The organism is Stenotrophomonas sp. PUT21 (assembly GCF_052232875.1).
Lineage (GTDB): Bacteria > Pseudomonadota > Gammaproteobacteria > Xanthomonadales > Xanthomonadaceae > Stenotrophomonas > Stenotrophomonas maltophilia_N.
Map to the genome: position 1 here is coordinate 200,225 of NZ_CP197645.1, position 21,379 is coordinate 221,603.

The 21,379-nt window shown below is 66.0% G+C and carries 20 protein-coding genes and 1 pseudogene; 9 read left to right on the plus strand and 12 right to left on the minus strand.

Annotation, left to right across the window (positions count from 1 at the left end; translation table 11 throughout):
• Positions 1 to 62: 62 nt before the first annotated feature.
• Both ACTT2I_RS00920 and ACTT2I_RS00925 read right to left on the minus strand, forming a co-directional pair.
• Positions 63 to 1,001, minus strand: a complete 939-nt coding sequence (locus ACTT2I_RS00920) for an electron transfer flavoprotein subunit alpha/FixB family protein (RefSeq protein WP_421100238.1) — start codon at positions 999 to 1,001, stop codon at positions 63 to 65.
• The gene (locus ACTT2I_RS00925) at positions 1,001 to 1,747 is read right to left on the minus strand and encodes an electron transfer flavoprotein subunit beta/FixA family protein (protein ID WP_421100237.1); all 747 of its coding nucleotides are present in this window, start codon (positions 1,745 to 1,747) and stop codon (positions 1,001 to 1,003) included. The genes ACTT2I_RS00920 and ACTT2I_RS00925 overlap by 1 nt, the downstream gene beginning before the upstream one ends.
• A gap of 353 nt (positions 1,748 to 2,100) precedes the next feature.
• Between ACTT2I_RS00925 and ACTT2I_RS00930 the strand changes: the two genes are divergently transcribed.
• The 5 genes from ACTT2I_RS00930 (at position 2,101) to rfbD (ending at position 6,393) form a co-directional block, all read left to right on the plus strand.
• On the plus strand, positions 2,101 to 2,868 hold the full coding sequence (locus tag ACTT2I_RS00930; RefSeq protein ID WP_421100236.1) for a class I SAM-dependent methyltransferase: 768 nt from the start codon (positions 2,101 to 2,103) through the stop codon (positions 2,866 to 2,868).
• Between the two features lie 112 nt (positions 2,869 to 2,980).
• Positions 2,981 to 4,036: a dTDP-glucose 4,6-dehydratase gene (gene rfbB, locus ACTT2I_RS00935; protein ID WP_421100235.1), complete on the plus strand. Its 1,056-nt coding sequence runs from the start codon at positions 2,981 to 2,983 to the stop codon at positions 4,034 to 4,036.
• A gap of 31 nt (positions 4,037 to 4,067) precedes the next feature.
• Positions 4,068 to 4,955 (plus strand): glucose-1-phosphate thymidylyltransferase RfbA, encoded by an 888-nt coding sequence (gene rfbA, locus ACTT2I_RS00940; protein ID WP_421100234.1) that lies wholly within the window; start codon positions 4,068 to 4,070, stop codon positions 4,953 to 4,955.
• A complete protein-coding gene (rfbC, locus tag ACTT2I_RS00945) occupies positions 4,952 to 5,509 on the plus strand; it encodes a dTDP-4-dehydrorhamnose 3,5-epimerase (RefSeq protein ID WP_346491858.1) in 558 nt (185 codons plus the stop codon). The genes rfbA and rfbC overlap by 4 nt, the downstream gene beginning before the upstream one ends.
• The gene (gene rfbD / locus ACTT2I_RS00950) at positions 5,506 to 6,393 is read left to right on the plus strand and encodes a dTDP-4-dehydrorhamnose reductase (RefSeq protein ID WP_421100233.1); all 888 of its coding nucleotides are present in this window, start codon (positions 5,506 to 5,508) and stop codon (positions 6,391 to 6,393) included. The genes rfbC and rfbD overlap by 4 nt, the downstream gene beginning before the upstream one ends.
• 135 nt (positions 6,394 to 6,528) lie before the next feature.
• On the opposite strand, the gene ACTT2I_RS00955 is transcribed toward rfbD, so the two are convergent.
• Positions 6,529 to 7,932, minus strand: coding sequence for a mannose-1-phosphate guanylyltransferase/mannose-6-phosphate isomerase (locus ACTT2I_RS00955; RefSeq protein WP_421100232.1), 1,404 nt, complete (start codon positions 7,930 to 7,932; stop codon positions 6,529 to 6,531).
• Between the two features lie 17 nt (positions 7,933 to 7,949).
• Positions 7,950 to 9,299 (minus strand): phosphomannomutase, encoded by a 1,350-nt coding sequence (locus ACTT2I_RS00960; RefSeq protein WP_421100231.1) that lies wholly within the window; start codon positions 9,297 to 9,299, stop codon positions 7,950 to 7,952.
• Positions 9,300 to 9,458: 159 nt separating this feature from the next.
• Here ACTT2I_RS00960 and ACTT2I_RS00965 point away from each other — a divergent pair, with 159 nt between their 5' ends.
• Positions 9,459 to 10,193: a CoA transferase subunit A gene (locus tag ACTT2I_RS00965; protein WP_421100230.1), complete on the plus strand. Its 735-nt coding sequence runs from the start codon at positions 9,459 to 9,461 to the stop codon at positions 10,191 to 10,193.
• A 1-nt stretch (position 10,194) separates the two neighbouring features.
• The gene (locus tag ACTT2I_RS00970; protein WP_346491863.1) at positions 10,195 to 10,827 is read left to right on the plus strand and encodes a CoA transferase subunit B; all 633 of its coding nucleotides are present in this window, start codon (positions 10,195 to 10,197) and stop codon (positions 10,825 to 10,827) included.
• A gap of 43 nt (positions 10,828 to 10,870) precedes the next feature.
• Here the strand turns inward: ACTT2I_RS00970 and ACTT2I_RS00975 are convergent, their stop codons facing one another.
• Positions 10,871 to 12,940 (minus strand): glycoside hydrolase family 99-like domain-containing protein, encoded by a 2,070-nt coding sequence (locus tag ACTT2I_RS00975; protein WP_421100229.1) that lies wholly within the window; start codon positions 12,938 to 12,940, stop codon positions 10,871 to 10,873.
• 126 nt (positions 12,941 to 13,066) lie between these two features.
• On the opposite strand from ACTT2I_RS00975, the gene ACTT2I_RS00980 reads away from it, so the two are divergent.
• A complete protein-coding gene (locus tag ACTT2I_RS00980) occupies positions 13,067 to 13,657 on the plus strand; it encodes an alpha-ketoglutarate-dependent dioxygenase AlkB family protein (RefSeq protein ID WP_421100228.1) in 591 nt (196 codons plus the stop codon).
• On the opposite strand, the gene ACTT2I_RS00985 is transcribed toward ACTT2I_RS00980, so the two are convergent.
• From ACTT2I_RS00985 to ACTT2I_RS01000, 4 genes are read right to left on the minus strand one after another with little or no spacing between them, the layout of a single operon-like run.
• Positions 13,635 to 14,294, minus strand: a complete 660-nt coding sequence (locus ACTT2I_RS00985) for an ABC-type transport auxiliary lipoprotein family protein (protein ID WP_088432069.1) — start codon at positions 14,292 to 14,294, stop codon at positions 13,635 to 13,637. The two genes, ACTT2I_RS00980 and ACTT2I_RS00985, sit on opposite strands and share 23 nt — an antisense overlap.
• Positions 14,291 to 15,217 carry an MlaD family protein gene (locus ACTT2I_RS00990; RefSeq protein ID WP_019182569.1) on the minus strand — a complete coding sequence of 309 codons (927 nt, stop codon included), beginning with the start codon at positions 15,215 to 15,217 and terminating at the stop codon, positions 14,291 to 14,293. The genes ACTT2I_RS00985 and ACTT2I_RS00990 overlap by 4 nt, the downstream gene beginning before the upstream one ends.
• 3 nt (positions 15,218 to 15,220) lie before the next feature.
• Positions 15,221 to 16,051, minus strand: coding sequence for an ABC transporter ATP-binding protein (locus ACTT2I_RS00995; protein ID WP_088432071.1), 831 nt, complete (start codon positions 16,049 to 16,051; stop codon positions 15,221 to 15,223).
• 3 nt (positions 16,052 to 16,054) lie between these two features.
• On the minus strand, positions 16,055 to 17,206 hold the full coding sequence (locus ACTT2I_RS01000) for an ABC transporter permease (RefSeq protein WP_421100227.1): 1,152 nt from the start codon (positions 17,204 to 17,206) through the stop codon (positions 16,055 to 16,057).
• A gap of 121 nt (positions 17,207 to 17,327) precedes the next feature.
• On the opposite strand from ACTT2I_RS01000, the gene ACTT2I_RS01005 reads away from it, so the two are divergent.
• Positions 17,328 to 18,587 (plus strand): threonine/serine ThrE exporter family protein, encoded by a 1,260-nt coding sequence (locus tag ACTT2I_RS01005; RefSeq protein WP_088432072.1) that lies wholly within the window; start codon positions 17,328 to 17,330, stop codon positions 18,585 to 18,587.
• Between the two features lie 89 nt (positions 18,588 to 18,676).
• On the opposite strand, the pseudogene ACTT2I_RS01010 reads toward ACTT2I_RS01005, so the two are convergent.
• From ACTT2I_RS01010 to ACTT2I_RS01020, 3 genes and pseudogenes are all read right to left on the minus strand, one after another.
• Positions 18,677 to 19,048: pseudogene (locus ACTT2I_RS01010) on the minus strand (H-NS histone family protein); the annotation flags it as partial.
• A 152-nt stretch (positions 19,049 to 19,200) separates the two neighbouring features.
• Positions 19,201 to 20,892 carry a proline--tRNA ligase gene (locus tag ACTT2I_RS01015; protein WP_088432074.1) on the minus strand — a complete coding sequence of 564 codons (1,692 nt, stop codon included), beginning with the start codon at positions 20,890 to 20,892 and terminating at the stop codon, positions 19,201 to 19,203.
• Positions 20,893 to 20,989: 97 nt separating this feature from the next.
• Positions 20,990 to 21,364, minus strand: a complete 375-nt coding sequence (locus tag ACTT2I_RS01020; RefSeq protein ID WP_293984638.1) for a DUF4124 domain-containing protein — start codon at positions 21,362 to 21,364, stop codon at positions 20,990 to 20,992.
• Positions 21,365 to 21,379: the final 15 nt, after the last annotated feature.

Consider the following 21,379-nt stretch of genomic DNA (forward strand, 5'->3'; position numbering starts at 1 on the left):
CATCGCTCATCCGGCTGACAGGGAGCGCCTCGCGGCGCCCCTGTCTGAGGTGGACGAATGCCTCAAAGCGCCTTTTCCAGTTCCGGCAGCAGGGTGAACAGATCCCCCACCAGCCCGATATCGGCGATCTCGAAGATCGGCGAGTCCGGATCCTTGTTGATCGCTACGATGGTGCCGGCGTCCTTGATCCCGGTCAGGTGCTGGATGGCACCGCTGATGCCCACCGCCACGTACAGCTCCGGCGAGATGATCTTGCCGGTCTGGCCGACCTGCAGGTCGCTGGGCACATAGCCGGCATCCACGGCGGCGCGGGAGGCACCCACGGCGGCCCCGAGCTTGTCGGCCAGCTGGAAGATCACCTTGAAGTTCTCTTCTGATCCGACACCACGGCCGCCGGAGACCACGCGCTTGGCGCTCTGCAGGTCCGGGCGGTCGGTGGCACCGGCCGCCAGGCCGACGAAGCGGGTGTGGGTCGGCAGGGCCGCATCGACGCTGGCCGCTTCCACGCTGGCGCTGCCACCCTTGGCCGCTTCCGGCCAGGAGGCTGCACGCACGGTAGCGACCACGATCTGGTCGGCCGGCACGTCCACGGTGATGATCGCGTTGCCCGCATAGATCGGGCGCTTGAAGCTGTGGCTGCCTTCGACGGTCATGAGGTCGGAGACCTGGTTGACGCCCAGCAGGGCGGCCACGCACGGCATGAGGTCCTTGCCGAAGGTGGTCGAGGGGCCGAACACGTGGGTGTAGCCGGTGGCCAGCTTCGCGATCTGCGGGGCCAGCACCTGGGCCAGCGCCTGCGCGTTGGCGGCGTTGGCCACGGTCAGCACCTTGGCGACGCCGGCCAGCTGGGCCGCTTCAGCGGCGGCCGCGGTCGGGTCCGCGGCCAGCACCACCACATCGATGCTGGCGCCGCTGATCGCAGCGGCTGCGCTCACGGTCTTGGCGGTGGCGGCGTTGAGCTTGCCGTCGTGGTGTTCAGCGACAACGAGGATCTTGGTCATTACAGCAACCCCTTCTGCTTGAGTGCAGCGACCAGTTCGGCCGCGTCCTTGACCATCACGCCCTTGCTGCGCTTGACCGGCGCCGCGTACTGGGTGGTCTTGAAGGTATCGGCGGCTTCAACGCCGAGGTCGGCCAGCTGCAGGGTCTCCAGCGGCTTGGCCTTGGCCTTCATGATGTCGGGCAGCTTGATGAAGCGCGGCTCGTTCAGGCGCAGGTCGGTGGTGACCACGGCCGGCAGGTCGACTTCCAGCGTTTCCAGGCCGGCGTCGACTTCACGGGTGACCGTGGCCTTGCCGTCGGCGATCTCCAGCCTGCTGGCGAAGGTCGCCTGCGGGCGCCCCCACAGCGTGGCCAGCATCTGGCCGGTCTGGTTGGCATCGTCATCGATGGCCTGCTTGCCGAGGATCACCAGGTCCGGCTGTTCCTTCTCCACCAGCTTGAGCAGGGTACGAGCCGCCGTCAGCGGCTGGATGGCCTGGTCGGTCATCACATGGATGGCGCGGTTGGCGCCCATGGCCAGGCCGTTGCGCAGGTGCGCCTGGGCATCGGCCGGTGCGATCGTGGCAACCACGACCTCGGTGGCGATGCCCTTGTCACGCAGGCGCAGCGCTTCTTCCAGGGCGATTTCATCGAACGGGTTGGGGGACAGCTTGACGCCGTCGGTGACCACGCCGGAACCGTCCGGCTTGACCTGAATGCGGACGTTGTAGTCCACCACGCGCTTGTACGCGACGAGGATTTTCATCTGGTGCTCGATCCTTCAATAACGGGGGGAACGTCCGGTTCTGTACACAGCAACCGGTTCTCGGGTGGGACAGCGATTCTAACTGGCGCAGCGGCACCATGCGAATGCGTATGGAGGCTGCAGGCCTGCTGCACCTGCAGCAAGATTCCCAGCCCTGTCGCTAGTATCCTCAGCCTCAGTACGTCCCCCAGCCGTCGCGAGTCCGTACTTTCCGCTGCCTCGCCACCCGAGTCCTAGCCTGAGGAGACCAATGAATGGAAGTCGGTCACTGTCCTGCTTGCGAACAACCATTGAGCAAAGGTCTTCAGAGTTGGCACCGCCAATGTACCCGCTGCACCTACGAGGGAAGCACGTTGCAGGTCGACATCGATCTCCAAGGTGATCGCGAGGTGCTGGATGAAGTTCTGCGCGAAGAGGGCCTGGGGACGTTGCGGCAGCGTAATTTCCGAATTCTTGCCGAGGAGCTGGCAGCGCGCTTCCCCCATGACGGTCGACGCCCCAGGCTGCTGGATGTTGGCTGCGCTCATGGTTGGTTTCTTGAAGCCGCAGCCGGCCATTTTGATGTGCTGGGAATCGAACCGGACGCGCGTGTAGCGGAGCTGGCTACTGCGCGGGGACTGCCTGCTCGACGTGGTTTCTTTCCAGATGTGTTGGCCGCAGACGATTCTTTTGACGTCATCATTTTCAATGACGTCATGGAGCACATCCCCGATATCCGTGCGGCTTTGCACGCATGTGCACGTCATCTTCTGCCTGGTGGGATGATTGTGATCAATGCCCCAGCGCGGACGGGGGTGCTGTATCGAACTTCACGGGTAATGGCCGGCATTGGTCTCTCCGCCAGCTTCGATCGCATGTGGCAAAAGGGCTTCCCTTCCCCCCATGTGCACTACCTCGATGACCGGACAATGGCAGCATTGGGTGCACGGGCGGGCCTGCGCTTACACAGTGTCCGTACCTTGAAGTCAATAAGCGTACGGGGGTTGTACGCGCGGATACGTTACGACCGCTCTGTTTCCGCTACGAAGGCTCTGGCAACGACAGGGGTTCTGGCCGTATTGGCCCCGCTATTGGGCCTGCTCCCGGCGGATATCAAGGTCTGGACCCTGGTGGCAGCGTAGCCGGATCGTTCAATTTAAGGATCGTCGGCCGGCGGCGCTGTATCCTTGGGGGTCTAGTTCTGCGGGGGGCTGCTTCCATCCGCGGGTAGCTCTACTCAAGGAGAATCTTTTGGTGCCCACATGGCTTGTCACCGGCGGAGCCGGATTCATTGGCGGTAACTTTGTCCTCGAAGCGGTCGCCAAAGGCGTGCGCGTCATCAATCTCGATGCGCTGACCTACGCGGGCAACCTCAAGACGCTGGCCTCTCTGGACGGCAACCCGGACCACGTGTTCGTCGAAGGCGACATCGGCGACCCGGCGCTCGTCGCCCGCCTGCTGGCCGAACACCGCCCGGACGCCGTGCTGAACTTCGCCGCCGAAAGCCACGTGGACCGCTCCATCGACGGCCCCGGCGCCTTCATCCAGACCAACGTGGTCGGCACCCTGGCGCTGCTGGAAGCCGTTCGCGATTACTGGAAGGCACTGCCGACGGACAAGGGCCAGGCGTTCCGCTTCCTGCACGTGTCCACCGATGAGGTGTACGGCACCCTCGGCGAGACCGGCAAGTTCAGCGAGACCACCCCGTACGCGCCCAACTCGCCGTACTCGGCGTCCAAGGCGGCCTCGGACCATCTGGTGCGCGCGTTCCACCACACCTACGGGTTGCCGGTGCTGACCACCAACTGCTCCAACAACTACGGCCCGTACCACTTCCCCGAGAAGCTGATCCCGCTGGTGATCGCCAAGGCCCTGGCCGGCGAACCGCTGCCGGTCTACGGCGATGGCAAGCAGGTGCGCGACTGGCTGTTCGTGAGCGACCACTGCGAAGCGATCCGCACCGTGCTGGCCAAGGGCCAGGTCGGCGAGACCTACAACGTCGGCGGCAACTCCGAGAAGCAGAACATCGAAGTGGTGCAGGCGATCTGCGCACTGCTCGATGCACGCCGCCCGCGTGAGGATGGCCAGCCGCGCGCCAGCCAGATTACCTATGTGACCGACCGCCCCGGCCATGACCGCCGCTACGCGATCGATGCCTCCAAGCTCAAGGACCAGCTGGGCTGGGAGCCGAAGTACACCTTCGAGCAGGGCATCGGCTTCACCGTGGACTGGTACCTGGACAACCAGGCCTGGGTCAACGGCGTGCTGGACGGAAGCTACCGCCTGCAGCGCATCGGCACCACCGCCTGAGGGCGGTGATCACCAGACAGAGGACAACCGCATGACTCAACGCAAGGGCATCATCCTCGCGGGTGGTTCGGGCACCCGCCTGTATCCGATCACCAAGGGCGTCAGCAAGCAGTTGCTGCCCGTGTACGACAAGCCGATGATCTATTATCCCCTCAGCGTGCTGATGCTGGCCGGGATCCGCGACGTGTTGATCATCAACACGCCGCACGAGCAGGCGCTGTTCCAGAGCCTGCTCGGCGATGGCTCGCAGTGGGGCATGAACATCGAGTACGCCGTGCAGCCGAGTCCGGATGGGCTGGCGCAGGCCTACCTGATCGGCAAGGACTTCATCGGCGGCAAGCCGAGCTGCCTGGTGCTGGGCGACAACATCTTCCACGGTCATGGCCTGCGTGAAGTGCTGCGCAATGCCGACCAGCGCGATACCGGGGCCACGGTGTTCGGTTACTGGGTCAATGATCCGGAGCGCTACGGCGTGGCCGAATTCGACAAGGCCGGCAAGGTGATCGACCTGGTCGAGAAGCCGGAGAAGCCGCGTTCCAACTATGCGGTCACCGGCCTGTACTTCTACGACGGCCATGCCAGCGAGTATGCCGCCGAGCTGAAGCCGTCGCCGCGTGGCGAGCTGGAGATCACCGATCTCAACCAGCGTTACCTGCGCGAGGGCAACCTGCATCTGGAAGCGCTGGGCCGGGGCTATGCGTGGCTGGACACCGGTACGCACCAGTCACTGCTGGAAGCCTCCAACTTCATCGAGACCATCCAGACCCGTCAGGGCCTGCAGGTCTGCTGTCCGGAAGAAATCGCCTTTGGCCAGGGCTGGATCACCGCCGAACAGCTGGAGGCGCTGGCGGCGCCGCTGATCAAGAACGGCTACGGCCAGTATCTGCACACGCTGGCTGTGCGAGGAGTGGTGCCGTGAAAATTGTCGAGACCAAGCTGCCAGGTTGCGTCGTGATCGAGCCGGCCGTGTTCGGTGACGAGCGCGGGTTTTTCTTTGAAACTTGGAACGCCGAGCGTTTCGGCCAGCACGGCCTGCCCACGAAGTTCGTTCAGAGCAACGTCTCCACCTCGGCCAAGGGCGTGCTGCGTGGCCTGCATTACCAGTGGCCGCGGCCGCAGGGCAAGCTGGTTAGCGTGCTCGAAGGCGAGGTCTATGACGTGGCCGTGGACATCCGCCGCGGCTCGCCGACGTTCGGCCAGTGGGAAGCGGTGGTGCTGAGCGCGGACAACAAGAAGCAGTTCTGGATTCCGGAAGGGTTCGCACACGGCTTTGCCGTGCTCAGCGAGCGTGCGGTCTTCAGCTATTTGTGCACCGAAGTGTACTTGAAGGACTTCGATGCTGGCGTACGCTGGAACGATGCCGACGTCGCCGTCGATTGGCCGATCAGCGCACCAACGCTCTCGGGCAAGGATGAAGCCGCGCCGTTCCTGAAGGACATCGCCGAGGACCGCCTGCCGGTCTATCAGCCGTGATTCTGCTGCTGGGTGCCAACGGCCAGCTCGGTCGTGAACTGCAACGCGCGCTGGCTCCGCTGGGCACGATCGTGGCGACCACGCGCAGCGGCGTGCTGCCCGATGGCGGCGCGTGCGAGGTGGCCGATTTCGATCAGCCCAGCTCGCTCACCGCACTGCTGGATCGCCTCCGTCCGAGCGTGGTGGTCAACGCAGCGGCCTATACCGCTGTGGACCGCGCCGAGGAAAATCGCGATGCCGCCTTCCGTGCGAACGCCGAGGCACCGGGGGTGCTGGCGCGCTGGTGCGCACAAGCCGGCGTCTCGCTGGTGCATTACTCCACCGACTACGTCTTCGACGGGCAGGGCACGCGCCCCTATCGCGAGGATGACGCGACGGCACCGCTCGGCGTGTATGGTGCCAGCAAGCTGGCCGGTGAGGGCGCCATCCGTGTGGCCGGTGGGCGGCACCTGATCTTCCGTACGGCGTGGGTGTATGCCTCGCACAGCGCCAATTTCCTGCGCACCATGCTGCGGGTCGGCGCGGATCGTGATGTGCTTCGCGTGGTCGCCGACCAGGTCGGAACGCCGACACCAGCGGCGCTGATTGCCGATGTGACCGCGCAGGCGCTGCAGCAGGGCGGTGGGTTGTCGGGCACCTGGCACCTGACCGCCAAGGGTGAAACCAGCTGGCACGGCTTTGCCGAAGCGATCTTTGCCGAGGCGGTAGCAGCAGGCGTACTGCCGCGCGCGCCGACCGTCGAGGCGATCACCACGGCCGAGTACCCGACGCCGGCCAGGCGTCCTGCGTATTCGCACCTGGATGTGGCGAAGCTGGAGCAGGACTTCGGCATCGTGCTGCCACGCTGGCAGGAAGGCCTGAAGCGGGTCATCGCGGACTGCTGACCCGGGCGTAGACCCACGCCATGCGTGGCTGACGCGGAGTCAGAATCCCGGGCAGGGCAGCCACGCATGGCGTTGCTCTACCGGCAATGAAAAAACCCGGCCTTGGCCGGGTTTTTTCATGGTTCATCCATACGCTCAACTCCGCCCGTACGTATCCTCGAACCGCACGATATCGTCTTCGCCCAGGTAACTACCGGACTGCACTTCGATCAGCTCCAGTGGCAGCTTGCCCGGGTTCTTCAGGCGATGGGTGACGCCCAGCGGGATGTAGGTGCTCTGGTTTTCGGTGAGCAGCAGCACTTCATCGCCCCGCGTGACCTCGGCCGTACCGCTGACCACAATCCAGTGTTCGGCGCGGTGGTGATGCATCTGCAGGCTCAGCGTTGCACCCGGCTTGACCGTGATGCGCTTGACCTGGAAGCGGGCGCCATTGTCGATCGAGTCGTAGGCGCCCCACGGGCGGTACACCTTGCGGTGCCAGGTCGCTTCGGGACGGCCATCGGCCTTGATCCGCGCCACCACCTGCTTGATCTCCTGCATCCGGTCGCTCTTGCCGACCATGACCGCGTCATCGGTTTCCACCACGATCACGTCGTCCAGGCCGACCAGGGCGATCAGGCGCTCGCCGTAGGCAAAGGTATTTCGGCAGTCGATCGCGATCACGTCGCCGTGGTGCGCGTTACCATCCCCATCCTGTTCGGACACGTCACGCAGCGCGGTCCACGAACCCACGTCGTTCCAGCCGGCATCCAGCGGCACGACCACGGCATCGGCGGTCTTTTCCATCACCGCGTAATCGATGGAGTCCGACGGCACGGCGGCGAAGGCGTCTTTGTCCAGGCGGGTGAAATCGCTGTCGCGGCGCGCCTGCTGCCAGGCGGTGCGGCTGCCGGCGAGCATGGCGGGATGGAACTTCTCCAGCTCGGCCAGGAAGCGCGAGGCCTTGAACAGGAACATCCCGCTGTTCCAGAAGTACTCGCCCGATTGCACGTAAGCACTCGCGGTCTCCGCATCCGGCTTCTCGACAAACCGATCCACCGCACGGACATCACCACCCGAGGCGGCCTTGATGTAGCCGTAGCCGGTTTCCGGGCCGGTCGGCACGATACCAAACGTCACCAGTTTGCCGGATTCCGCCGCCGGCACCGCACGCAGTACCGCGGCACGGAATGCGTTCTCGTCGGCGATCACATGGTCCGAGGGCAGCACCAGCAGCAGCGCGTCATCGCCATCCCGGGTCGCTTCCAATGCGGCCACTGCGATCGCCGGTGCGGTGTTGCGGCCGACCGGCTCGAGCAGGATCGCCTGCGGCTCCACGCCGAGCTGCTGCAGCTGCTCGGCAGCTACGAAGCGGTGTTCCTCGTTGGCGACGATCAGAGGCGCGCGGCCGGCAATCGGCGCCACGCGCTGCCACGTGGCCTGCAGCATCGTCTGTTCACCGGCCAGGGCCAGGAACTGCTTTGGGTAGGACTCGCGCGACAGCGGCCACAGGCGGGTGCCGGAGCCACCGGAGAGGATGACGGGAAGAAGATTCTGCATGGTGGGGGGTACTCGCCTCAGGCGTCCTTGAGCAACTGCGAAATTTCATCGGTGCGCGCGCGCAGCAGTGCTGCGTCGCCGCGGGTTTCAACATTCAGGCGCAGCAGCGGCTCGGTGTTGGAGCTGCGCAGGTTGAAGCGCCAGTCGCCGAAATCGGCGCTGATGCCATCGGTATGGTCCAGCGACGGTGCCTGCGCCGCGTAGTGCTCCATCACGCGGGCGACGGAACGCTTGGCGTCGGCCACCTTGAAGTTGATCTCGCCGCTGCACGGGAACTTCTGCATGCGCGCTTCGACCAGATCGGCCAGCGAGCGGCCGGATTCGGAGACCAGCGCGGCGATCAATAGCCACGGGATCATGCCGGAATCGGCGTAGGCAAACTCGCGGAAATAATGGTGCGCACTCATCTCGCCGCCGTAGACGGCATTTTCGGAGCGCATCTTTTCCTTGATGAAGGCGTGGCCGCTCTTGCACAGCACCGGCTGGCCACCGGCTTCCTCCACCATTTCCACGGTGTTCCACGTCAGGCGCGGGTCGTGCACGATCTTGCCGCCGGGTTGGCGTGCCAGAATCGCCTGGGCGAGCAGACCGACCAGGTAATAGCCTTCGATGAAGCGACCGTTGTGGTCGAAGAAGAAGCAGCGGTCGAAATCGCCATCCCAGGCGATGCCGAAGTCCGCGCCATGCTCGCGCACGGCCTGCGCGGTGAGCTCGCGGTTTTCCGGCAGCAACGGATTGGGGATGCCGTTGGGGAAGCTGCCATCGGGCTCGTGGCAGATGCGGATGAACTCCAATGGCAGATGCGGGGCCAGCAGATCGACGATCGTGCCGGCGCCACCGTTGCCGGCATTGACCACGAGCTTCAGCGGCTTGAGCGCCTTGGGTTCGATGTAGCTCAGCAGATGCGTGATGTAGGCGCTCTTGTCCGGATGCGACTGCAGGCCGGCGCTCGGCGCGGCGGCGGGCGCCTGGTCGGCCTCGACCGCATCGGAGATCGCGAACAGGCCGGTATCGGAGCTGATCGGGCGCGCCTGCTCCTTGACCAGCTTCATCCCGTTGTAATCCATCGGATTATGGCTGGCGGTGACCATCACGCCACCGGCCGCCTTCAGATGATCCACCTGGAAATAGACTTCCTCGGTGCCGCACAGGCCGATATCCAGCACTTCACGGCCGGCGCCACGTAGGCCGGCGGCCAGGGCATCCTGGAGGGCCCCGCTGGTCAGGCGGACATCGTGGCCGACGACCACCGTGCCGGGCGACAGCTGCGCTGCCAGCGCCACACCGATGCGGCGGGCCAGATCTTCGTTCAGTTCATCCGGAACCCGGCCGCGGATGTCGTACGCCTTGAAAGCGGGGAGCGTCATCTTTTCAGTCCTTCTGACAGTCAGCGCAGTAGTTTAGCCGCTGCCGTGTATGGGAATCGTTTTCACCGGGGCGGGTCGGGGCAACGCGGGACCCCAGGCCGGGGAAAGGCTCGGGCAATGGCTACAATGGCCACTTACATCAACGAGGTGAGGGCGTAGATGAGCAAGTCCCCAGACAACGCCGGGCGACGTGGCAAGCAGTACGCCAGTGCGGCCGAGGCGCTGCAAGGTGCAATCGCCGACGGTCAGACCCTGGCGGTCGGCGGGTTCGGCCTGTGCGGTATTCCCGAGGCCCTGATCGCCGCGCTGCGCGATACCGGCGCCAGGGATCTGACCGTGATCTCCAATAATGCGGGCGTGGATGGCTTCGGCCTCGGCCAGCTGCTGGCGACCCGCCAGATCCGGAAAATGATCTCGTCCTACGTGGGCGAGAACAAAGAGTTCGAGCGCCAGTACCTGGCCGGTGAGCTGGAGCTGGAGTTCAATCCGCAGGGCACCCTGGCCGAGCGGCTGCGCGCCGGTGGCGCTGGCATTCCGGCCTTCTTCACCGCGACCGGTTACGGCACGGTGGTGGCCGAAGGCAAGGAAACCCGCGAGTTCGATGGCAAGCACTACGTGATGGAGACCGCGCTGCGGGCCGACGTAGCGCTGGTCAAAGCCTGGAAGGCAGACGAGGCCGGCAACCTGGTGTTCCGCAAGACCGCGCGCAACTTCAACCCGGCCTGCGCGATGGCCGGCAAGCTGTGCATCGTGGAAGTGGAAGAGGTGGTGCCGGTGGGCAGCATCGACCCGGACCAGGTGCACCTGCCGGGCATCTACGTGCACCGCATCGTGCACAACCCGCACCCCGAGAAGCGTATCGAACAGCGTACCGTGCGCCAGGAGGCGAACTGAGATGGCCTGGACCCGCGATGAAATGGCACAGCGCGCCGCGCGCGAACTGACCGACGGCGCCTACGTCAACCTGGGCATCGGCCTGCCGACGCTGGTCGCCAACCACATTCCCGACGGCGTGGATGTGTGGCTGCAGTCCGAGAACGGCCTGCTCGGCATCGGACCGTTCCCGACCGAGGCCGAAGTGGATGCCGACCTGATCAATGCCGGCAAGCAGACGGTGACCGCACGCGCGGGCGCCAGCTACTTCGGCAGCCACGACAGCTTCGCGATGATCCGCGGCGGCCACATCAACCTGGCCATCCTCGGCGCGATGCAGGTCACCGACAAGGGCGACCTCGCGAACTGGATGGTGCCGGGCAAGATGGTGAAGGGGATGGGCGGCGCGATGGATCTGGTCGCCGGCGTGCAGCGCGTGGTGGTGCTGATGGAGCACACCGCCAAGAGCGGTGAGCACAAGATCCTGCCCGAGTGCACGCTGCCGCTGACCGGCGTGGGCGTGGTCGATCGGATCATCACCGAGCTGGCCGTGTTCGATGTCACCGACAAGGGGCTGGTGCTGGTCGAGGCGGCCCCGGGCGTCGGCATCGATGAGCTGAAGGAAAAGACCGGCGTGGCGTTCGCTACGGCTTGATGTGAAAGCCGCCCCGACGCATCGGGGCGGTCCGCGAGCGAAGTCAGCCCTTCTGCGCGAAGCGGTAGGGCTGACCGGCATCGAATACCTCGCCCAACAGGCTCGCAGCTGTCGCTTCGCGTTTTCCGCTGCTACGCACCACCAGCGAGATGATGCGCTCGATCGCGTGCGCCAGCGTGCCATCGAGCTGTCCGGCCTCGGTATCGAATGCCGAACAGTAGAGATGCGCATCCAGCAACGGCCGTAGCGACGACAAGCGCACCCAGAACATGCTGCCCGCGACGAAGGTATCGGTGTCGATGTCGGCCGCCGGCAGGCCAAGCCGGGCCAACAGGGCGCCTACGTTGCGCTGGTTGGCACCCCAATAGAAATGCAGGGGCTGGACGTGCCCTTCCGGGGCCACCAAGCCCAGCGATTCATCTTCGGCGAAGCCTTGGAAGATCCGTCCCGCACGGTCAGCATCCAGCAATCGACGGGTCAGCTCGCGCCGCCAGTCTTCGCCGTCGCTGCGATGCGTGGACCTCTTGGTATGCAGTTTGAGTACGATCTGTTCGCCGTCTTGGTACAGACGTTCGGCGACTTGGAGGAAGGGCAGGATGTCGCGGCCATGGTTGGCGAACACTTCGATCTCCGCATCGAGATGGGCATCCGTTACCGCCCGCTGCACGTCGTTGCGTTTTTCTTCGGTCGTGGTGATCACGATCCTCCACGCCAGCCCACTGGCGCCCAGATCGGCAAGCAGTTCGGCGAGCACGTCCAGGTACCACGCATGTATCACCACGCAGGGGCGGGTCACGACGCCCTGCACCGTCGGCGCATTCAGCGCATCGCGCGTCGCTTGCAGGTACGCGTGTCCCAAGCGGGCATCCGGCTCCAGCACCGCGCCCTCGGCCCACTCATTCCACGCGTTGATGAACACCAATCGCTGGTCGGCCGACACCGCGGCCAAGCGCGTGTGCACGGTGGTCGACAACCAGTCGCCGTAGCCGCGCGGCGAGGCATGCAGGTAGACGCGGCCCTTGCCGGAGCGGCGTGCTTCGTTGTCCCAGCCCGGGTTGACCCCCGGATAAAGCGTGTAAGACGGCAGCGGGCGCGCGGCGCTTTCTGCGGCCAGCTCGCGCCAGTCGCGCACGTCGCCCTCGAAATCCGGGTTGATCAGGTACTGGTCGGCAGTGAGCGAGCGCGGGTTGCTCATGTTCGGCGGGAACTCGACAGCCGCGTCGAAGCCGATGTCACGCGGATCCGGGCGTTCGAAGCCTTGTACATACGCCAGATGGATCTCGCCGATGCCGTTGTCCAAGCACCACTGCCGCCAGCGCTGGGCGGTGGCGCGTGCATCGGGCAGCAGGTGCGGGCGGTAGACCAGCAGCATGGGCTTACCGTCCACCTTCAGTGCCCGGCGATCCCGCAGGTAGTGGGCGACGTGGGCGATGAAGGCTAGATCATCTTCGGCGCTGTGCTGCTGTCCGATCAGGATGTCCTCGTCGCGACCGTCCCAGCGCCGGGCCCAGTTCTCGTTGGCCCAGCACAGGCAGAACGGCAGGTCGATGCTGTCATCGGCCAGCCACTGGCGCAGCGGGTCCTCCATCAACGTGGTGCCGCTGAACCAGTAGTAGTAGAAGCAGAATGCGCCGATGCCGTACTCGCCGGCCAGTTGCGCCTGGTCGCGCATGGTCTGCGGGTTGCGCAGATCATAGAACCCCAGGTCAGCGGGCAGGCGCGGCTGGATGTGGCCCTCGAACTGGGGCAGGGCGCGGGTGACGTTGCGCCATTCGGTGAACCCCTTGCCCCACCACGCATCATTCTCGGCGAAGGGATGGAACTGCGGCAGGTAGAACGCCACCAGCGTCGCGGGCAGCTGCGCGGGCAACGTATCCACCCGATGCGGTACGTAGCCGATCGCAGCCTCATCGGCGCGCTGCAGCGGGCGATGGACAGTCGCTGCCGTGGCATCGATGTGGCCGCGGGGCGGTGGCGGGACCCAGTCGCCGTGATCGCGCAGGAAGCGCGCGCGAAGCCGATCACGCTGGTCATCGGACAGGGGCAACGTCCGAAATCCGGTGCGGAGCGCCACGAAGAGCGCCTGGCGCAGCCTGGTCTTGATCGTGCTCACGCGCGACGGACCTCGATCCAGGGAAAAACGACAGCAGGCATGCGGGCTCCAGCGGCACAACGGGGTGGCCGCCATTCTCGGGGTTTGCCTGCGCACGGGCAAATCCGCACGTGCTAGCGTCACCCCATGGATCTCCACCTCCCCGACGCCCAGGTGCACTGGCACCGCCATTGGCTCTCCCGCGACGCCGCCGACACCCTTCAGCGCACGCTCCGCGACGATGTCCCGTGGGAAGTGCACAAGATCCGCATCTTCGGCCGCCAGGTCGATTCCCCGCGGCTGAGCTGCTGGATGGGCGACCCGGCCGCGCGCTACCGCTATTCCGGCACCGCGTTCGTGCCCGAGCCCTGGCATCCGGCGCTGCTGCCGCTGCGCGATCAGCTGGCAACCTTCTGCGGCGCGCCGTTCAACAGCGTGCTGCTCAATCGCTACCGCGATGGCGATGACGGAATGGGCTGGCATAGTGACAACGAGGCCGAGCTTGGGCCGGCGCCCGTGATCGCGTCATTGAGCCTGGGCGCGCCGCGGCGGTTCCTGCTGCGCCGCCGGGACGACCATGCCAAAAAGGCCGAGGTGCTGCTGGACCATGGCGATCTGCTGGTGATGGGCGGGCAGACCCAGCGCCATTACCAGCATTCCCTGCCCAAAAGCGCGCGACCGCTGGCCGAGCGCCTCAATCTGACCTTCCGCTGGATTACCGCACCCGGGTCGGCGTGACCGCAGCGCGGGCGTGATCCTGCTCGCCGGTGACCAGCGTCCAGCCCACCACGTTTGTGGTCAGCGTCTGCAGCCCCTGTTCCAGCGCGGCGGTGACCTGGGCGACGTCGGTGCTGCCGACCGGGTTTTCCTGGCGGAAGGTGCGATCGGCGACGACGCGCTGGTCGATCACGTGGATCAGCTTGGCGTTGACTTCGATCAGCGCGGTCGGCGTGGCCTGGCCGCGGTAGTCAGCTTCGAAGCGGCGCACGTCCATCGCCAGCTTGTAGTCGGCACGGATGCCGGTGGTGACGCGGGCGACGCCGTTGATGCGGCCGGAATCCTCGAAGCCGCGCACCAGCGCGTCGTCGAGCATGTCGGTGGCCGGCTGGGCCCAGCTCACGCCCTTGTAGACCTCCAGTTCGGAGGGGGTCGGGCGTACGTTGATGCGCGGGCTGTCGACCACGCGCGCGGCGCTGGGCTTGACCAGCACCAGCTGCCAGTCGACGGTCGGCCAGCTGGGGTCGGCCTGGATGCGCACCACGGGCGAATAGATGGTCACTGCGCTGCGCTCGTTGCTGCCCAGCAGCGAGCAGCCGCCAAGCGCGGCGATCAGGGCGATCGGCAGCAGGGGCCGGAAGAAGGTCGGGCGGCTCATTTGGGTTCGAACTCCTTGGGTGCGTCGCGGCCGAGCAGATAGCGTGCCGGGTTGTTGTCCAGGCGGTCGCTGACCCGGCGCAGGTCGCGGATCAGGCCGCGCAGCTCGGTCAGGGTCGGGCCGAGCTGGGCCAGGCCATCGTTGGCGAAGCTGTTGATCGCGGCGCGGTTCTCGCCAAGGATCGAGTCGGCATTGCCGGCGGCCGAATCCAGCTTGCTCAGCGTGGTCTCCAGCTTGTCCAGGATCGGCGGCAGCTGCTGCACCAGGTTCTTGTCCAGGCGCTGGATGGTGCCGTTGGTGCTCTTGAGGGTGACATCCAGGCTGCGGGCGGCATCACGCGCGCTGAGCAGCAGCGCCTGGGTGCCCTGGTCACGGTCGGCCAGGCCGCCGCTGATGGTTTCCAGGTTGGCCAGGGTCGCATTGATGCTGGCCACGTTGCGGTCGCTGAGCACCTGGTCCATCCGCTCGACGATGCGGTTGGCCACGTCGGTGATGTTCTGCAGCGCGGAAGGCGTGGTCGGGATGATCGGCGCCGGATCCTTGTTGACCGCGGTCAGCGCGGGCGATTGCGGCGTGCCCCCACTGAGCTGGATGATCGACGGGCCGGTCAGGCTGGTGATCGCCAGCTTGGCGCGGGTGTCGGTCTTGACCGGCGTATTGGAGTTCAGGCGGATCCGCGCGACCACCTGGCGCGGGTCGTCCGGCACCAGGTTCAGCTCGGTGATCGAGCCGACCGCGATGCCGTTGTACTGCACCGGGCTGCCCACCGACAGGCCGGTGACGGCCTCGCGGAACACCACGCGGTACTCGGTCCAGGTGCGGTCGGAGGAGTACTTGGCGGCCCACAGGCCGAAGGCCAGCAGCGCCAGGCCCACTATCAGGGTGAAGGCGCCGATCAGGACGTAATTGGCTTTGGTTTCCATGGCTTACTCGCTCTCGTGCTTTGCATCGCGCGCAGCACGCGCGCGCGGTCCGTGGAAGTACTCCTGGATCCACGGGTGGTCCAGTTGTTCGATCTCGTGCAGCGGGGCATTGGCGATGACCTTCTTGTCGGCCAGCACCGCCACCCGGTCACAGATCGCATACAGCGTGTCCAGATCGTGTGTGATCAGGAAGACCGTCAGGCCCAGTGCTTCCTGCAGGGTCTTGATCAGGCGGTCGAAGGCGGCCGCGCCGATCGGATCCAACCCTGCGGTGGGCTCATCGAGGAACAGCAGCGGCGGGTCCAGCGCCAGCGCCCTGGCCAGGCCGGCGCGCTTGCGCATGCCGCCGGACAGCTGCGAAGGCAGCTTGTTGATCGCATCGGCGGGCAGCCCGGCCAGCTTCACCTTGAGCAGGGCCAGCTCGTAATGCCAGCGCTCGGGCAGCTCGCCGTGATGTTCCTTCAGCGGCACCTGCACGTTCTCGCCCACGGTCAGCGAGGAAAACAGCGCGCCATCCTGGAACAGCACGCCGGTGTTGCGCTCGATATGCAGGCGGTTGGCCGGGTCGCTGGAGCGGGCGTCGACGCCCAGCACCTCGATCTGGCCATCGTCGGGCGTACGCAGACCAAGGATGCTGCGCATCAACACCGATTTGCCGGTACCCGAGCCGCCGACCACGCCGAGGATCTCGCCGCGGCGCACATCCAGGTCCAGCCCGTCGTGCACGACCTGCGCGCCGAACCGGTTGGTCAGCCCGCGCACACGGATCAGCAGTTCACCGTCGTCGGTGGCGGCGTCGTCGCGGTCAGCGGCCGGGGCGGTGTCGGTGATCATCGGTTACCAGCCCATCTTCATGAACCACAGTGCGGCGAACGCATCGAGGATGATCACCAGCGAAATCGCCTGTACCACGCTGGAGGTGGTGCGCTCGCCGACCGACTGCGCGGTGCCTTCAACCTTGAGGCCTTCCAGACAGCCGATCAGGCCGATCACCAGCGCGAACACCGGGGCCTTGGACAGGCCGACCAGCATGTTGCGCACTTCCATGGTGTCGTGCATCCGCGCGATATACATCTGCGGCGGGATATCCAGATCGAACGCGCCCACGGTGATGCCACCGGCCAGGCCGGCGACCATCGCGATGAAGGTCAGCAGCGGCAGCGTGATCAGCAAGGCGATCAGGCGCGGCAGCACCAGCAGGTCGACCGGGTCCAGGCCGAGCGTCTTCATCGCGTCGATTTCTTCGCGCGCCTTCATCGCACCGATCTGCGCGGTGAACGCACTGGCGGTGCGGCCGGCCAGCACGATGGCGGTCAACAGCACCGCGAACTCGCGCAGGAAGGCGATGCTGACCAGTTCGACCACATAGATCTCTGCGCCGAAGTCGCGCAGGATCGTGGAGCCGAGGAAGGCGATCACCGCGCCGACCAGGTACGACAACAGGGCCACCAGCGGCACCGCGTCCAGGCCGACCTGCTCCATCTGGGCGACGGTGGCAGTGAGACGGAAACGGCGCGGTTCCTTGATCAGGCGCGCACCCTTGACCAGGTTCTCGCCCAGGAAACTGGCCAACGCCACGATGTTGTGGCCCATGCCATGCACGCTGACACCCAGCCGCTCCAGCGCGGCCAGCACGCCGAAGTCGCGCTTGGCCTTGGGGCGGTCGTCGGCAACTTCCTCGATGGTGGAGACCAGTGCGCGATGTTCTTCGCGGAACGTCACCGCGTCCTCGCCGAGGTCGGCACGGTGGGCCACGCGCAGCAGCTGCAGCACGCCGGCCGAGTCGAGCAGGGTGATCCCGCTGGCGTCCAGCCCGGTCACTTTCTCCGGAAGGCCGCGCAGCACTTCGGCCGCGTCCAGCGCGGTGCGTAGTGTCCAATGGCCAGACAACCGGATCAGGCCGGGGTCCTGGGCATCCTGCTCGAGATGGGGGGCTTGGTCTGAGGTCATGTAGGCGTCCTGCGCGCAGCATAACCTGTCCGGGTGCATGGCTCGCGTATGCGCCGGAGCAGGCTGAACGCGTCGGTCAGTGCGCCCAGCGCCCGCACACCGGCGCACGATGACACCGGGATTCCTCAGGCCGGGGCGTGTTCGGGTAATACTACGGCGCATGTCTGCCGACGCCCCCACCATCGTTGCACCACCGGCCACCTACGCACAGCGCGTGGCCTTCGTTTCGGAAATGGCCGGGCGCCTGCACAGCTATGGCACCACCGCGCAGCGGCTGGAGGCAGCCGTGGTCGCGCTGGCGCAGCGCCTGGACCTGGATTGCGAGCCGTGGTCGAACCCGACTGGCCTGATCCTGAGTTTCAGTGACCCGACCAAGGCCATCGGTTCATCGGACATTACCCGCGTGATCCGGCTGGCACCGGGCGAGAACGACCTGCATAAACTCAGCATCGCCGACCAGATCACCGACGCGGTGGCCAACGGCACCATGAGCATCGCGCAGGGCCATACCGCACTGCGCCAGCTGGACAAGGACCCCGGCCGCTGGGGCAAGATCCGCACCATTCTGTCCTACAGCCTGGGCGCGGCGGGCGTGGCCGGCCTGTGGAAACTGCCGTGGCTGGATATCGCCACCGCTGGCGTGATCGGCCTGCTGATCGGCGTCATGGGCATGTATACCGACCGCCGCCCGGCCACGCGCGAAGCCAACGAAGCGCTGGCGGCCCTGCTGGCCGGCTCGGTGGCCACGCTGGTGGCCTCCTTCATCGGGGCGCTCAACCTCAACACGGTGATCATCGCCTCGCTGGTGGTGCTGCTGCCCGGAATGTCGCTGACCAATGCGGTCAACGAACTGGCCAGCCAGCATTGGGTGTCGGGCACGGCGCGGTTTGCCGGTGCGGTGACCACGATCCTGAAACTCACCGTGGGCGCGGTGATCGCGGTGACCCTGTCCGGCATCGTCGGGCTGGAGCCGCTGGTGCGTGCTTCGCGGCCGCAGGCCGATTGGGTCGAGTGGGGCGCGTTGCTGCTGGCCGCGTTCGCGTTCGCGATGCTGTTCAAAGCCAACCGCCGCGATTTCCCGTGGGTGATGGCCGCGGCGGTGGCCGGCTATGCGATTTCCAAGTTCGCGGGCCAGGCCTGGGGCATACCGGCGGGCATTTTCATGTCGGCGATGCTGCTGACCGCGGCGGGCAATCTGTTCGGTCGCCTGGCGCAGCGGCCGGGCGCGATCATCCGCCTGCCCGGCATCATCATGCTGGTGCCTGGCAGCACCAGCCTTCGCGGCGTGCTGACGCTGGTCCAGCAGCAGGACATGAGCGCCGGGCAGACGGTGTTGATGACCGTGCTCAACGTGGTGATGGCGCTGGTGGCCGGCCTGCTGTTCGGCAACCTGCTGATCCCGGCGCGCAAGAATCTCTGACCGCGCGGGCCAGGCCCGCTCGATCAATGGATAAGAAAACGCCGGCGCGAGGCCGGCGTTTTCATATGCAGCAGTGACTGACCGGCTTACTTCTTGATCAGGAACTCTTCGACCTTCTTGCCCTTGGCGGTATGCGCGGCCAGCCAACGCGGCTGCTTGCCACGGCCGGTCCAGGTTTCCTTCGGGTTGGCCGGGTTGCGGTACTTCGGGGCGACCTTGCCAAGCTTGCGCACGGCCTTGGCCGGAGCCTTGGTGGCCTTTGCGGCACGGCCGCGTGCGGCCGGGGCGGCGCCGCCGAACAGTTCTTCCACCGAATAGCCCTGGGCCTTGGCCAGCTTGGTCAGCTGTGCGCGGACCTTGCTGATCGCCGGACGCTTGGCCACGATGGTCTGCTGCTTCTTGGCGTTCTTGATCAGCGCGCCCAGCTCTTTGGCGGACAGGCCGCTCAGGTCAATGCTCATCTACTACTCCGCAATATATTAAGGACAGGGTGAGCCGGTCCTTGGCATCGGAAACAGCATACATTCTCTTTTGCGAAATACACAAACAAACCGGAGATATTGAAACCGGGTCCGCCATTGAAAAGGCCGGGTTACTCACCCGGCCTTTGTCATTACTTCGTCAATTTCGCCAGCAGTGCGTCCTTGTCGAGGACCTCCGCTTCGGCGGCATTGCGCGCGCGGTACTCGAACGTGCCGGCGGCGACGCCGCGTTCGGAGACCACGATCCGGTGCGGGACACCGATCAGTTCCATGTCGGCGAACATCGCGCCCGGGCGCAGGCCGCGGTCGTCCAGTGCCACGTCCAGGCCGGCGGCCTGCAGCTGTGCCAGCAGGTCGGCGGCGGTGGCCGCCACGGTCTCGTCCTGCTTCGGGTTGATCATGCAGACCACCACCTGCCACGGCGCCATCGCGTCGGGCCAGATAATGCCGGCGTCGTCATGATTCTGCTCGATCGCCGCGGCGACGATGCGCGAAATACCGATGCCGTAGCAGCCCATCGCCAATACCGCGGCCTTGCCGTTCTCGTCGAGCACGGTCGCATTCAACGCCTGCGCGTACTGGCGGCCGAGCTGGAACACGTGGCCGACTTCGATACCGCGCGCGATCTTCAGTTCACCGCCATCGGCGGCACGATCACCGGCCTTGGCGTTGCGGATGTCCGCTACTTCCGGTTCGGGCAGGTCGCGGCCCCAGTTGACGCCGGCGATATGGAAACCGGCTTCATTGGCACCGATGACGAAATCGGCCAGTGCGGCGACGTCGCGGTCGGCCACGATGCGGATCGGCTGGGCCGGATTGAGCGGGCCGAGGAAGCCCGGCTCGCTGCCCAGGTGCGTGGCGATCTCCGCCTCGCTGGCCATGCGATAGCCCTGCAGGCCCTCGACCTTGCCCAGCTTGATTTCATTGACGTCGTGATCGCCGCGCACCAGCGCCAGCACGAAACCGGCTTCGCTCATGATCGCAATCGACTTGACCGTGCGCTCCAGGCCCAGGCCAAGCAGGGCGGCCACCGCCTCGCAGGTTTTCTGCGTGGGCGTTTCGACCTTGCGCAGTGATTCGCTGCCGGCCGGGCGCTCGCCGGGAGCGGCAGCGATGGCGGCTTCCATATTGGCCGCGTAATCCGAACCGGTGGAAAACACCAGCGCATCTTCGCCGGACTCGGCGATCACGTGGAATTCCTGCGAGGCGTCGCCACCGATCGCGCCGGAGTCGGCCTGCACCATGCGGAAATCCAGGCCCAGGCGGGTGAAGATGCGGGCATAGGCCGACTTCATGTTTTCATATTCGCGCACCAGGCACTCATCGTGCAGGTGGAAAGAATATGCATCCTTCATCAGGAATTCGCGCGAGCGCATCACGCCGAAGCGCGGGCGGATCTCATCGCGGAACTTGGTCTGGATCTGGAAGAAGTTGACCGGCAGCTGCTTGTAGCTGGACAGTTCCTGGCGCGCGAAATCGGCGGCGGCTTCTTCAGCGGTCGGGCTGTAGCAGAACACCTGCTCCTTGCGATCCTTGATCTTGAGCAGCTGCGGGCCGAACTTTTCCCAGCGGCCGGTGGCTTCCCACAGTTCCTTGGGCTGGATGGTCGGAATCTGGAATTCCACCGCGCCGGCACGCTCCATTTCCTCACGCACGATGCGCTCGACCTTGCGCAGCACGCGCAGGCCCAGCGGCGACCAGGTGTACAGCCCCGAGGCCAGCTTGCGGATCATGCCCGCGCGCAGCATCAAGCGGTGGCTGGTCAGCTCCGCGTCGCTGGGGGTTTCCTTGGTGGTGTGCAGGTGGAACTGGGAGAGGCGCATCGTCGGCTTCGCTGAACGGCAGAAGCCGATATTCTGCCAGTCCGGCCGCCGCGATGGGTGCTGGCGGTGGTTTTGGCCCCTCGCAGGGGCCGGCGGCTCAGGCCTTGGGCGTGCAGTAGGCCTGGATGGCGGTCTCGGCGAGGGTCTTCTGCGCGCTGCGCTGCTCATCGGTCAGGGCGGTATCGGGCTTGCCATCGCCATCGGTGTCCTGCAGAACCTTGCCGGGCCCGTCGAGCAGGGCCAGATTGCCGCGGGCGGTGGTGCAGGCGCTGTTCTCGGCCGGGGCGGCCGCCGTCGCGCGCGGGGCCGGGTCCCGGTTCTCGACCTGGCGGGCCTCGTATTTCTGCCCGGTCGGCGGCTTCTCCGAATACTGGGTGACGCCGTTGGCGTCTTTCCACTTGTAGACGTTGCCAGCGCTGGCCGCGGCGCTGGCGAGCAGCAGCAGGGCGCTCAGACGGGACAGGGCACGCATGGCAACTCCGGGAAC